At 29.5% G+C, this 13865-nt stretch carries 9 protein-coding genes, 7 tRNA genes, 1 rRNA gene, 1 pseudogene and 1 other annotated feature; all 18 genes and pseudogenes read right to left on the bottom strand.

All coding sequences use genetic code 11. The features are described from left to right. Positions 1-382: 382 nt before the first annotated feature. Positions 383-583: a hypothetical protein gene (locus KPL51_RS21930; protein ID WP_224854649.1), complete on the bottom strand. Its 201-nt coding sequence runs from the start codon at positions 581-583 to the stop codon at positions 383-385. Between the two features lie 247 nt (positions 584-830). Next, positions 831-907 (bottom strand) — tRNA-Arg (locus KPL51_RS21925). A gap of 51 nt (positions 908-958) precedes the next feature. Further along, entirely contained in the window at positions 959-1486 is a 528-nt protein-coding gene (locus KPL51_RS21920) for a GNAT family N-acetyltransferase (RefSeq protein ID WP_216166373.1), read from the bottom strand. Between the two features lie 157 nt (positions 1487-1643). Beyond that, positions 1644-1734 (bottom strand) — tRNA-Ser (locus KPL51_RS21915). A gap of 31 nt (positions 1735-1765) precedes the next feature. Continuing rightward, a tRNA-Ser gene (locus KPL51_RS21910) sits at positions 1766-1856 on the bottom strand. A 121-nt stretch (positions 1857-1977) separates the two neighbouring features. Continuing rightward, a tRNA-Ser gene (locus tag KPL51_RS21905) sits at positions 1978-2068 on the bottom strand. A 31-nt stretch (positions 2069-2099) separates the two neighbouring features. Beyond that, positions 2100-2190, bottom strand: a tRNA-Ser gene (locus tag KPL51_RS21900). A 165-nt stretch (positions 2191-2355) separates the two neighbouring features. After that, positions 2356-3639, bottom strand: a complete 1284-nt coding sequence (gene serS, locus KPL51_RS21895; protein WP_216166372.1) for a serine--tRNA ligase — start codon at positions 3637-3639, stop codon at positions 2356-2358. A 104-nt stretch (positions 3640-3743) separates the two neighbouring features. After that, positions 3744-3944 (bottom strand) — a binding site (T-box leader). 146 nt (positions 3945-4090) lie between these two features. Next, positions 4091-4312: pseudogene (locus KPL51_RS21890) on the bottom strand (DUF1667 domain-containing protein); the annotation flags it as partial. Positions 4313-4367: 55 nt separating this feature from the next. Next, positions 4368-5765 carry an NAD(P)/FAD-dependent oxidoreductase gene (locus KPL51_RS21885; RefSeq protein ID WP_216166371.1) on the bottom strand — a complete coding sequence of 466 codons (1398 nt, stop codon included), beginning with the start codon at positions 5763-5765 and terminating at the stop codon, positions 4368-4370. 91 nt (positions 5766-5856) lie between these two features. Further along, a complete protein-coding gene (locus KPL51_RS21880; RefSeq protein WP_216166369.1) occupies positions 5857-8076 on the bottom strand; it encodes an ATP-binding response regulator in 2220 nt (739 codons plus the stop codon). Positions 8077-8337: 261 nt separating this feature from the next. Then, a complete protein-coding gene (locus KPL51_RS21875; RefSeq protein WP_216166374.1) occupies positions 8338-11049 on the bottom strand; it encodes a UPF0182 family protein in 2712 nt (903 codons plus the stop codon). A gap of 5 nt (positions 11050-11054) precedes the next feature. Then, positions 11055-12218, bottom strand: a complete 1164-nt coding sequence (locus KPL51_RS21870; RefSeq protein WP_216166367.1) for a DUF362 domain-containing protein — start codon at positions 12216-12218, stop codon at positions 11055-11057. Between the two features lie 48 nt (positions 12219-12266). Continuing rightward, on the bottom strand, positions 12267-12782 hold the full coding sequence (locus KPL51_RS21865) for a transcription repressor NadR (RefSeq protein WP_216166365.1): 516 nt from the start codon (positions 12780-12782) through the stop codon (positions 12267-12269). Between the two features lie 168 nt (positions 12783-12950). Then, positions 12951-13463, bottom strand: coding sequence for an HDIG domain-containing metalloprotein (locus KPL51_RS21860; RefSeq protein ID WP_216166349.1), 513 nt, complete (start codon positions 13461-13463; stop codon positions 12951-12953). Positions 13464-13602: 139 nt separating this feature from the next. Next, positions 13603-13678: transfer RNA gene (locus KPL51_RS21855), tRNA-Ala, on the bottom strand. Positions 13679-13683: 5 nt separating this feature from the next. Then, positions 13684-13760 (bottom strand) — tRNA-Ile (locus KPL51_RS21850). A 9-nt stretch (positions 13761-13769) separates the two neighbouring features. Beyond that, positions 13770-13865: ribosomal RNA gene (rrf, locus tag KPL51_RS21845) — 5S ribosomal RNA — on the bottom strand; the annotation flags it as partial.

Genomic DNA, 13865 nt, shown 5'->3' with positions numbered 1-13865 from the left:
TCATCTATAATCGTATGACTTTCATAGTCTAAATTTTTATCTAATAACTTTATAATTTCATCCATAAAATGGCCTCTTTTCTAATGTTCTACTTATTCCATTATACTACATTTTAGTACACGTTTCAACTAACATTGGAAAGAACCGCCTTCTGTACTTTCTATTCCACATGCCCTAAATAAGTGCTTAAGACTGGAAGTGCACAATAAATATCCTGCCCATCAGCCACCATTTTTTCTAGTGAATGGACTGAAAAAGTATGCCGAACAAAATCCAAACGTTTGGATTTTTTAAGTTATCCAAACCTTTATAAAATCCAAACCTTTTTAAACAAATACCTGATTTTACTTGATTGGGAATAAAAAAGGTTTGGATTTTATTTTCATTTATTATTATTGAAAAGCCCACAAAAATTTATCAATGAGCCATCTGTGTTTTTCCATTTCAAAGTCACTTTTCTATCATTTTCGTTTTCTAGAGTAGCAAGTGCTTTTGCACAATCTTCTGTCGTTATGTCGAGATACACCATTGTCGTCTGGAGCTGTTCATGTCCCAGCAAAAATGAAATCTGAACGATATTCATACCATCCTCCAGCCAATGAGATGCCTTGGCATGCCACTATCTCTATTACCCTAGATACTTATACCCATGTATTGTATAGTATGAAGAAAAAAGCTTCACAAAAATTGAATGATTTATACTTAACAATGGGGGTAAAATAGCCCTCATTTTTTTATGTATAAAAAACTATAAGGGTCAAAAAAGAGGGCAAAACTTTATTTTAAGGCAAAATAAAAACCCTACAAACTTAGTGTTTGTAGGGTTTGAGTGGTGCGTCGGACAGGAGTCGAACCTGCGACCAACTGGTTCGTAGCCAGCTACTCTATCCATCTGAGCTACCAACGCATAAACATCATTATTATTTTAGCATATTACGCCTTAAGAGTAAAGGGTAATTTATAAACTACCACCTATAAATTCATCTCTAAGAATTCCCATAATAATTATATCCCTATAACTCCCATAGGAAAAGCATGTCTTTCTCTTCTTTCCTTCTTCTATAAAACCACATTTCTTATAACACTGAATGGCTCTTAAATTAAAATCCAGTACTTCTAGTTCCACTCTATATGCAGCCATATCCATAAATAAATATTTTAACAAAACCTTTATAGAATCTTGTCCATATCCTCTGTTCCAAAAATTTTGACCTAAGGCTATACCTAATACATATACATTCTTGCATCCACTAATTTCTTTATATGTTATGTATCCTACAACTACTCCTTTTTCATTAACAATGCTAATATATTTTTTATCAATATTAACAAATTTATTAAAATTATTTAATATATCTTCTTTAGAGGGAGGTAATACAAAACTACCGTCGAGTTTTCTAACCTCTTCATCACACCAAATCTCATAAAATATATTTAAATCTCTTCTTTCAACACTTCTCAATAATACTTTATTACCTTTTAGCATAACTTCTCCTTATTAATTGCTTTAAAATTATTTTAATACAATAATTATACCTTTTATTTATCTTTATTTCAATAAATTATGGGTTTATTATGCAATTTAATAGATTAGATATTTAAGGATAGCACTAAAAAAAACACCTAACAATTGTTAGATGTTCTGGCGGAGAAAGAGGGATTTGAACCCTCGCACCGGTTACCCAGTCTACACCCTTAGCAGGGGCGCCTCTTTAGCCACTTGAGTATTTCTCCATAGCTAATTTATATGTGTTTATAAAAAAAATGGAGGAGGAAGTGGGGTTCGAACCCACGGTACGCTCACACGTACGCCAGTTTTCAAGACTGGTGCCTTAAACCAACTCGACCATTCCTCCATATCCTAACGACAAGTTTTATTATATCAGCATAAATATAGCATGTCAATGTATTTGTTAAATTTTATTGTTTTTGTCATAATAAAAGAAATAAAAAACATCTAACAATTGTTAGATGTTCTGGCGGAGAAAGAGGGATTTGAACCCTCGCACCGGTTACCCAGTCTACACCCTTAGCAGGGGCGCCTCTTTAGCCACTTGAGTATTTCTCCATAGCTAATTTATATGTGTTTATAAAAAAAATGGAGGAGGAAGTGGGGTTCGAACCCACGGTACGCTCACACGTACGCCAGTTTTCAAGACTGGTGCCTTAAACCAACTCGACCATTCCTCCATATGCAACAACAAGATTTATTATATCAGCATAAATATCCCCTGTCAACACATTTATATGTTTGTTGTATAATGAGTTGTTTGTATAATAAATAAACAACTTAATAATAAATATCAAAGTTGTTTATTTATGCCTATTATGATGTAAATATATTATCTTAACTCTTTATTTTGTGATTGTTGTTTTCCCGCCCATATACTTCACTAAAGCCTCTGGAATAGTTACTGATCCATCTTCGTTTTGATAGTTTTCAAGCACTGCAGCTAATGCTCTACCTACTGCTACTCCTGATCCATTTAGTGTATGAATATACTTAGGCTTATCTTTTTTATCATCTCTATACCTAATATTTGCACGCCTTGCTTGGTAGTCCTCAAAATTACTACAACTAGATATTTCAACATACTTATTATAACTTGGCATCCAAACTTCAATGTCATATTTGAATGTTGCTGTAAATCCTAAATCACCCTTACATATCTTAACTATTCTATAAGGAAGGTTAAGCCCTTGTAATACTGACTCTGCATCTACTAGTAATTTTTCAAGTTCTGAGTAAGAATCCTCAGGTCTTGTAAATTTAAGAAGTTCTACTTTATTAAATTGATGCTGTCTTATAAGACCTCTAGTATCACGACCTGCTGAACCTGCTTCTTGTCTAAAACAAGCACTATAAGCAACATGTTTTATAGGCAAATCTTGACCATTTAATATTTCATCTCTATATATATTTGTAACAGGGACTTCAGCTGTAGGTATTAAAAAATAGTCTGTATTAGCCACTTTAAACGCATCTTCTTCAAATTTGGGTAATTGACCCGTTCCTATCATACTTTGCCTGTTAACCATATATGGGGGCAATATTTCTGTGTATCCATTTATATCAACATGGAGATCTAAGAAGTATGTTATTAATGCTCTTTCAAGTCTTGCTCCCTGGCCTTTATATACTGTAAATCTTGAACCAGTAATTTTACCGCCTCTTTCAAAATCTAAAATATTATTATCTATTCCTAAATCCCAATGAGCTTTAGTTTCAAATTTGAAGTCTTTTGGCTGTCCCCATTTTTTTATTTCAACATTATCTTCCTCTGTATCACCTTCTGGTACATTTACACTCGGTATATTCGGAATTCTTAACATAATAAACTTAATTTTTTCATCCACCTCAGATAATTCAACATCAAAATTTTTAATTTCATCTGAAAGTTTTTTCATTTCCACCATAATTTCTTCAACATTTTCTCCACTTTTTTTAAGTTTTGGTATAAGAGCAGATTCAGTATTTCTTCTGTTTTTTAATTCTTCAACCTCCATTAATATATCTCTTCTTCTTTTATCAAGTACTACAACCTCATCAATTATAGCTAAATCAAAATTTTCACCTCTATTTGCCATTAATTTTTTTATTTCCTCTGGATTATTTCTTATTCTTTTTAAGTCTAACATAACTATTCCTCCTTAAATATATTATTATTTGTCTTGTATTTTGAAGTCTATTTTAGATGACTTAGTGATTTTTGAGTATAAAAAAAGAGTCTTCATCCCCATGAAAAAGGGACGAAAGACTCCGCGTTGCCACCCTACTTGATTAAATATAAATATTCAATCCTCTTTAACAAATGTAACGGTTATACCGTACTGCTTTTACAGTCCCTCGGAGGTGGATTCACAAAACTAAAGGTATCAGTTTTCACCAAGCACTGACTCTCTTAACCTTTATATTTTGTTACTAACCTCATCATAGGTTTTATTCTTTATTAAGTTATATTCTTATATTATTATTTAAATAATAACATCGTTTATTTTAACAGTAATTTTACATCTTACCTTTTACAAAGTCAATATGTATTTATAAAATTTTCCTTTAATAGTCCAATTTATTGTAAAATTATTTTTATTACTTATTTATTTCTATATTTTTTGTACATATAATATCGACTCCAGTATTAAGTATATTCTTACACACCACATCCCCTATTTTTAGAGGCGGGCCTACATGTATTCTACTTAATGCTTTTGAGCATTCAATCCATAAATTCTTATTAATAGACTTACTACTTTTAACCGGGACTACGTTATATAGATTAGAGCCTTTTATCCTAACCAAAGTTGTTAATATAGCTTCATTTTCATTAGAACCAAACTCATTTTCTACCATCAAATAAACTCATCTCCTACATACTATCAAACTCTTTTATTCTACAACGTACAATATTAGAATCTTTTGAGTCCTTAACTATTTCCGTCATCTGTTTATTCGTTTCTCTTGCTAAAATAGAAACAATTTTATTTAAACAATGTGACCCTTGACAATTTCCGAAGGCAGCACCTGTTCTTCGTTTAACTCCTTCTACGGTTCTTGCACCTAAAGGCCTCCTTATAGCATCCACTATTTCACCTTCAGTAACTTTTTCACAGGCACATATTATTTTACCATATTTTTTATCTATCACAATAATTTTTTTTCTTTCCTCATCAGATAATTCCCTAAACTTATAACTTTCGCGCCTTTTATCATTAAAATCTTTTTTCAACTTACATTGCATCTTACTCACTACACTCTCACATACAATGCTTGCTATAGCAGGTGTCATAGTTACTTGCCCATAGTGTTTTCCTTTAATTTGAATAATTCCATCATCTATGCCACTATCGTCTATTACTATAGGTTCCTCAAAAAAAGGCCAATCCAAAAACATTTTAACATCCAGGTTATCTACACCACTTGTTATCTTAGATACCCTATCTATTGCTTCATTGTAACTAACGTTATCTTTTGTGCTAATAGCAGCAACAGTATCTCCCTCAATGGTCGGAAGTGTATAAATTCGCTCGCCTTTAGAATTAAACATAAATAATGCATGCGAAAATCTTTTTTTATCATTGTTATCTAACAATATATATTTTAATATTGATTTATAATTATTTATATCTATTTTTTTTTCATTTGCTATACTGTAATTTTCTGAAGAAGTAGTGTTTATTACCATTTTGCATGTGAGTTTATTTTTATTGGTAATAACTTTAAATCCTTTTGATATTTCCTGGATGTCTATTACCTCTTCCTCTAATTTGAATTTTACACCATTATCAAAAGCTACTTCTCCATATGCTAATGCTAAGTCAAAAGGGCAAATAACACCTGTATTTTTAGAATATAGTCCTTTTTTTATATGAACATTTAAATTCGGTTCCATTTCATATATGTATTTAGATTCTAAAAGTTGTACATCCTTAGTTCCCCTATCTATTGCCCTTTTATATGTTTTATCAATCATTTCAGCTTGTTCATCAGTTTGAGCAATTATTAGGGAGCCACACCTTTTAAAAGGAACATTAAATTTAGCGCTTATAGTATCCATCATTTTATTTCCCATACGTTCAAGCCTTGCTGTTAAAGTGTCTTCACTTTCAACACCATCGTATACCATAGCTGTGTTTATTAATGATACATCATCAGCTATATCATAATCTTTTTCAATAACAGCTATATTAAGATTATATTTTGATATTTCATAAGCCACAGCACAACCTATAATACCTCCACCTAGAATAAGTACATCATAATCCATAGTAATCCTCCACCGTAAAACAAAACTCTTTTATTTCACTTTATTATTATAACCTTTTTTAAAAATGATTCATAATATATTTTCAAAAGACTTAATTCCTTATGCTATAATCAAAAAACAATTCTTTTAAACTATCTTTATTTATAGGCTTATTTAAAATAAAATCAACATTATCCATTTCTTGACCTTCAAAAGAACCAACCCATCCAGTCATTAGACAAAAATAAGACCCTTTATTTACTTCCTTAACTTTTTGCGCAACTTGCAATCCATTAATACTCGGCATAGTAAAATCACATACAATTATATCATATTTTCGCCTTATTAACTCTGAATCTATTGCTTCACATCCACAGGTTTTTACTTTACATTTAGAAATTGACTTTATCATACTAGCAACAACAGTTCTTATTTGTTCCAGATCATCAATAACAAGTACATTTCCCTGAAAATTAATTACATTCCTTGATAGCTTGACTTCACTCATACTTTTATTTTCACATATAGGTAATTTAACAACAAAAGACGTTCCTACATTTTCTTCACTTTCAATTTTTATACTACCCTTATGTGAAATTATTATATTGTAAGAAATGCTTAATCCAAGCCCAGAACCATTATTACCTTTTGTAGTGAAAAAGGGTTCGAATATTTTTTTTTGAATTTCTTGGTTCATTCCCGTTCCATTATCTCTTATTTCTATAATAACGCTGCTGGCTTTATTTTTTGTAATGACCTCTATTTTTCCGCCACTGGGCATTGCATCTACAGCATTTGCTATTATGTTAATAAATACCTCTCTTATTTCTGTTACATTCCCTTGTACCGATTCATTGGATTTTAATGATTTTATTATTTTTATTTTTATACCTTTAAAGATGCTTTCTGTTAACCACCTACTTTTAGTTAAGTCTATGGCATCTGTTATTGCACTATCTATATTGAATGTTTCTAAATCATCATTATTATATTTTTTAGTTAACCTTTTAACTCTCTTCGTGATATTCATTCCATCATAGGCACAAATTTCAATAACACTAAGTGTTTTTAAAATTTCTTTTTCCTGAATTGTATCTTTTAAAAGTTGAACAGATCCTAAAATTGGAGTAAGTATATTATTAATATCATGAGTAATTCCTGCAGCCATTTCACCCATAGCTCTCAGTTTTTCGTTTTGTATTAGTCTGTTTTGCATATCAGAAAATCTTTTTTGCTCCTGAATTAAATAAAAAGCTGCCTTGCATATAGATTTTAAATGTCCTATATTGTTTTTAGATAACTCTTTGTTATTCTCATATCTTCCTATCCATATTACACCACTCGCTATATCGTAATATTCTACTGCTATAGCCATATAGCTTACTATACCTATTAATTTAAATTTTTCTATCAATTTTGGATCATTTATTTCACTTGCATTTAACAATATATCAACATTGCCATTTAATGCAATTTCATTGTATTTATTTATGTACTGAATTATTTCTGCGTCATTTATTAAATAGAACTTATGCTTCTTAGTTATTCCATAATAGCTATCCATGGATATTATATTTTCTTGCTCTTTAAGACAACTATGTAAAATACAAAAATCCACGTCACATACATCCTTGATTTTACTCATAATAATTTTTTTAAACTCATTTTCATCTGTACTTTTAGGTATATTAGAAAAAACATCATTAAATAAAAGTAAATTTTTATTTTGGTATTTTAATTGTGAATTAGATTGAAGCATCCATATTGCCTTTTCTATTTCATCTTTATTTCTAAATTCCATTTCTTTATTTCTATCTATAATAATTAATATTTCAAATAGATTGCTAAATCTATATAATCTATTAAAGTTGTGAGCACTATTGTCAATATAAACCATATTATAAACATTATCTTTTGAATACTTTATTATTTTTTCAACGCACTTAATTACAGTTTCAAATTTTCCAACTCTTCTTATTACATTTTTAAAATCCCATATTATTTTTAAATTTTGTTTTTCAACAGAAATAATATCAATTATATCTTTAAATTCCTTAGACTCATAGTCAAAGTTAGAAATATTATATGTTTTTATTTTAAATTTACCTGTATTTATATTATGACTTATTAAATCTCCATCACTACTAAAATTCTTTTCAATATCTTTATAAAAGATATCATCTGTAAAAAATATAATCTTTTCTCTCTTAATAAGAGCATAAGAAATATACTTTTTTATTATTTGTGGTAAATTACTTATATTTAAAACATCTGTACCTATACATAATGAATTTTTACTATTTCTATACAAATTACTTTTTATATATTTCATAATATACCCCTCATATTATCATACTCTCTTATATATAAACTTATTCGACATTTTATTTCATATTCCTTTGTTTTATACAATATTTATCACATTCTATGCATTATCATATAAATTAAAATAAATCATGCCACAAAAATAAGGACATATAACTATATATATCCTTATATACCATTTTATGTTGGTGTAATTTAATATGATTCAGCTAAAAAACTCATATTTTTTTAATATGGCTCCATTATCATAAATAGATTTACATATATTTTACTTAACTATTCTATCTAAAGTATCACCTAACTCTTTTATAAGTATACCATAGTTAGCCCATTCACCTTTTTTTTGCGCTTTCAATGCCTTGTTGTACAATTCTTTGGCAATTTTTATATTTTCTAATGCTTTTGAATCTATATTTGAACTAACTTCTGTTTCTGATATATTGGTTTTAATGTCATAATCAAATATCTGCTCTAATGCCGACTGTATATTAGTAGCTAAAATTATTTTGTCACCATAAGACACCACTACCCTTTTCATCTCTGGTATACTTTTTTCTCCTTTTGCTCTCAAATACATAGGTTCTACATAAAGAAGTGAATTTTTAATTGGTATAATAGTGGTTTCTCCAAATTGAACTTCTGAGCCTTGTGTATTCCAAAATGATAATTCTTTTGATATTATTGTATCCTGATTCATCTTTTGCTTAAATAGTACTGGGCTATATACTGTTTGCTTTGGTGGAAATTTATATAAAACCATTTTTCCATAATTATCTCCATCCATCCTTGCTCCAATTAGTGCTACCATATTATTCCTATCTTTAGTATTAAAATATTCAAGCAAAACCATTTCTTCTTTACTTTCCTGGGTCAATTTCATTATTGAGTAAGAAGCTTCTTTTATCTGTTTTTTACCTTCAACTTTCTCTTGGTTATTAGCTATAGACCATACATCATCTCCATTATAAAATACTCCAGGATCTATTATGTGATACCTTCCAAGTACATTAGATTGTATACTATATATGTCTTCTGGGTATCTTAAGTGTTCTTTTATGCCAATAGGAATTGACTCCGAAGTCTTAAACAGTTTTGGAAATATTTTTGAATAGCTGTTTGCTATAGGATCACTTTTATCAACTATATAAAATTCAGGGGTTCCTTCTACTGCATCAATAACAACTTTAATTGAGTTTCTAATATAATTCACACCCTTTTGTGGCTGTGAAAACGGATATCTATCAGAAGTTGTATAGGCATCTATAATCCAATATAATTTTCCTTCATTAAGCACAACGTATGGATCGCTATCATATGTTAAAAATGGAGCAACTTTATTTACTCTTTCAACTATATTTCTATTAATTAATATCTTACTATTAGAAGTTATATCATTGGATAATAAAAACTTAGTGCTTTTTTTATTTATTGCAAATAAAATTCTATTTACGAAACTCATATTTATACCAGCATTTCCTTCATAGTTATTCATCTGGTTTTCTCCACCCTTAGGGTAGTCTAGCTCTCCAATTTTTGTATTAACTATACTATAATCATTGGTTTTTTCACCAAAATATATTCTAGGATTATCTAACTTTATACTTGTCTTATTCTCCAGTGGAATGTTGTTAATTATGAAATCTGGTTGGCCTTCACTGGTTACCGAATTAACTTTACTCATAACCACACCATATCCATGAGTATAAACCAAATGTCTATTTTGCCAAGTGTTAGAATTATCTTTTAATGAATCCAAATCTATTTCCCTTGGCGCAATAAACACTTGAGTATACTTTCCATTGATATTATATCTGTCAATATCAATATCATTAAATCCATAATAAAATCGCATATATTGAAATTGATTATAAAATTCCAAAGCTGGCTTAAAAGAGTTTATTTTTATATTATCAATAGTATCTTTATTTAAATTGATGTCCTCTTTAGTTAAATTATTATTTATTTCGAAAGACACTCCTTGTATAGCATCGATATTAAAAGCTTTTCTTGTACTATCTATATTATACTTAATATATGGTTTTTCTAAAGTTTTTTCATTTGATTGAACTTGAAATTTTTGAACTGAAGTTGATGCTATATTTTCCCCTATGATTAGTATAACAATAACAATAATAGATACAATTATGGGTTTTGCTTTATATGTTAAGATACTTATAAATGTAATTATGGCTGCCACAAAAGATGCTACTGCTATTACTTGAAAAAATCTTAAGGTTACATGTACATCTGTATAACTTGCTCCAAATACTATCCCTCTTGGTGAGTATACTAATTCCCAGGTTTTTATTAAATAGCCTAAAGCTACTAGCAATAATACTATTGAAGATACAACTGCAAGCTGCTTTCCTGCAAATTTAGTTATTCCACTCTTAAAGTTTTTAAATTTAGTAAATTTATGCTGTTTTTTTCTATATAATATATGGTCCTTTGCTGTCAGTACAATATATGTTATCACCGTAATAACCACTAAGAAGGCCAGTAATGTTATGAATGTTGCATATAATGATTCAATTAATGGTAATTTGAATATAAAAAACGAAATATCCTTTTTAAATAGTGGGTCTACAGAATTAAAACTTGTAGCATTGGAAAACTGAAGTATTGTATACCAATAGTTGGATGCAAACCTTATAGATATTACAAAAGAGATTATAATATTTACTAATATACTAATTCTATGCTCCAACTTTTCATTTTTCTTATTTACTTCAACAACCTTTTTCCATCTTAAAATGCTACTTTTAAGGGTTTTATAGTATGTCCATATTGCAACATAACTCACTATAAACAAAGGTACCATTAGCTTTAGAATTGCTGATAATTTAGTTAAATATACTGATATATATCCTAATTCTTGAAACCATTGTATATTTATTAGTATATTAACTATATTTCCTAAAAAGGCTATAATTATTACTATTATTCCTGATATGAGGGCTATGGTTTTATTTTTCTTAATAAAAATCACCTCTTATCGAATTTTAATAATTTACCTAAAGTTGAATATTTAGTTTCTATTGCACCGACTGGACATAATTCCTGACAGCAAAAACATCTTATACATTCATGCATATTCCATTTAGGATTTAATATGTCTCCTTTTTTCACCATTTCAATTACCAATGGCTTTTCTGGACATATCTCTGCACATCTTCCACAGCCTATACATTTATCTTTAATAAGTGTTGGGTTTGGTGCTATCATTCCTCTTAGAAAATTAGTTACTCCGGGACTTATAAAATAGAAGCTACCCCCCTTTCTGCATAGTTTAAAGTTCTTAGCTTTCATAGATTCTAGTTCTTCACCAATGATGTTTATATCTCTCGGAAGCACTGCTCCCCATTTGCTATCATAAGCCTCTTTTAAAACAGGTGTATCTAAAGGATTATCATAACCTATAAGCCTAACTGCAACAGAATCTACAGCAGTTAAACTTTTACCCATAATTAGAGTATTCATTTTGTATGGATCTCCACTTTTAGGCCCATTACCTTCCATCGCAATTATACCGTCTAAAATAGCAAAATTAGCCCCAACTGCAGTATTTAAATCTAGTAGCATTTTGCAAAAATTATTTGCATCAGGCATTCTTGTATGCCAAGTTGCCTTTTGCGATCCAGGTATACACCCAAACTGATTTTTTACAGCTCCTGTATAATATGCCATAGCATGTGTTTTAAGTTTTGGTAATGATATAACGACATCTGCCTCATAAGCAGCTTTAGCTATATTCCAAGATTTACATAAAATAGAGTTGTCTAATTTAACATGTACAGATTCTTTAAAATCTTCAAATTTAACTCCATATTTATCAGCGACTTCCATAAGTCCAGACTTCTCTGCTGCTTTCCTTGAATCTCCAAAACCAGGAGAATCACCAAAGCTAATATTATTAGAATATCCCATTATAATTCTAATAACTGCTTCAAAAACAGCATAATGAGTTACCACAAGTGAGTCTTTACTCTCAACACTTAGCATATTAGGCTTTAAAAGCACCCTGCTATTCTTTGGTATAAGCTTTTTCAAGAATTCATCTCCACCTAATAGTTCAAAACCCTCTCTTAACTTCTTTTCTATTAAATCAACTTCATATTCCATACATTTTAAAAGTGCAACATTTTCCATAATATCTACTCCTTTAGGTCAATTAAAATAATCTCATCTATAATTAAATTAATCAGAAACCAAATAATTTTTATCTTTTAATTCTTTTATAATACAATCTATAATTTCCTCATTATCCGCTTTTATTGTATGTAAATGAACACCATTGGTTAAGGAAGATAATGGCTGCGCATTAAATTCTTCAAATTTTTTTGTAAATTTTTCGATATCCATAATAGTTTTTATCATGAGCATGGCTCTTATTTCACCGTATAGTGAATGTTCTACTGTTACATCCTCTACTACTCCACCGAATTTAACAATGCACCCAAGCTCGTCGTATATGTCTTCCTTGCTATGTGAAACTGCTATTACTCTCCTTACATAATTACTTTCTTCATTTGGTATTAAATAGCCTTCTGGAGTTGCAATTATGTTTACTCCCTCTGCTCTTGTAATTGCAATATCTTTTACTATAACTTGCCTTGTAACGCCTAATTCTTCTGCTAAAAACTGACCTTTATATGTACTACTATTTTTAATTAGTAAATTTGTAATATATGCTCTTCTTTCCTTTGAATTCATTTTATCCTCCTAATTTCTGTATTTAATTATATTCTATCACTTTTTATATGTTATTAGAAATACTTTATATGTTATTAATACCTAAAATAAAAATATTTATTTTGTTAATATAGTACTTATTAAAGTGCTATATGATTGCAATAAAAAAAGAAACTATACTCTAGCTTCTTAATTTCTATTATCGCATTCTTTTAATAAATTTAATTCATTTAATAAATCTAATTCTACAATTTCTGTTATATTATTGTTATGATGATTTTTTACTAAAAATAAAAGTCTATCATTGTAACCCTGTTTTCTTAACAAATTATATCCTATATCACCATGATTATAATACATATCAACATTTTTACTCTTCTTATATGCTCTAATCTTTCCTTTTGTTATTTTATGCATTATAACCATTATAGCTTTATCTATTGGATTCATACTATTATATATTTTACCTATATCATGTAACAGTGCAACTTTTATCAAATCTTTTGATTGTAACTTCCTTTGACTACAAGTTAATTTTACATCCCTAGCTACATTTATACAGTGTTTTTGCTCATAAGTAGGTAATTGATTAAATAATTGCAATTCATAAGTTTCTAAATACATTTTGAGAAAATCCATATCTTCACCATTAATTTTAGAAACCATGGACCAGTAAAATTGCTTTACTCTATATAGTGACATCGTAAAGCTCCTTTCATGTTTAAATTATATACTATTACTTTAACATTGTAATACTTTTCATCTATTAAATCTATAAAAAACAAGTTGTAAAATAATTTTTAGCAAAATAAAAAAACAGTCCATATTAGACTGTTTTTTTTGGTGGAGACAACAGGAATCGAACCTGCGACCCCCTGCGTGCAAGGCAGGTGCTCTCCCAACTGAGCTATATCCCCTTATATGGTGGACCTTCAGGGACTCGAACCCCGGACCGACCGGTTATGAGCCGGTAGCTCTAACCAGCTGAGCTAAAGATCCATATATGTTACCTGGCGATGACCTACTCTCCCACAAAGTTACCCCTGCAGTACCATTAGCGCATTGAAGCTTAACCTACCTGTTCGGTATGGGAAGGGGTGTTAC

This window comes from Clostridium bowmanii (assembly GCF_018861315.1).
GTDB classification, from domain to species: domain Bacteria; phylum Bacillota; class Clostridia; order Clostridiales; family Clostridiaceae; genus Clostridium_AD; species Clostridium_AD bowmanii.
The sequence above is the reverse complement of the archived record's forward strand: the minus strand, read 5'-3'. Positions and strand labels throughout refer to the sequence as shown.

Excerpts from the sequence above, each read along its gene's own strand:
- KPL51_RS21930 (WP_224854649.1), bottom strand. The coding sequence starts at position 583 with ATGAATATCGTTCAGATTTCATTTTTGCTGGGACATGAACAGCTCCAG.
- KPL51_RS21920 (WP_216166373.1), bottom strand. The coding sequence starts at position 1,486 with ATGCTAAAAGGTAATAAAGTATTATTGAGAAGTGTTGAAAGAAGAGAT.
- serS (WP_216166372.1), bottom strand. The coding sequence starts at position 3,639 with ATGTTAGACTTAAAAAGAATAAGAAATAATCCAGAGGAAATAAAAAAA.
- KPL51_RS21885 (WP_216166371.1), bottom strand. The coding sequence starts at position 5,765 with ATGGATTATGATGTACTTATTCTAGGTGGAGGTATTATAGGTTGTGCT.
- KPL51_RS21880 (WP_216166369.1), bottom strand. The coding sequence starts at position 8,076 with ATGAAATATATAAAAAGTAATTTGTATAGAAATAGTAAAAATTCATTA.
- KPL51_RS21870 (WP_216166367.1), bottom strand. The coding sequence starts at position 12,218 with ATGGAAAATGTTGCACTTTTAAAATGTATGGAATATGAAGTTGATTTA.
- KPL51_RS21865 (WP_216166365.1), bottom strand. The coding sequence starts at position 12,782 with ATGAATTCAAAGGAAAGAAGAGCATATATTACAAATTTACTAATTAAA.
- KPL51_RS21860 (WP_216166349.1), bottom strand. The coding sequence starts at position 13,463 with ATGTCACTATATAGAGTAAAGCAATTTTACTGGTCCATGGTTTCTAAA.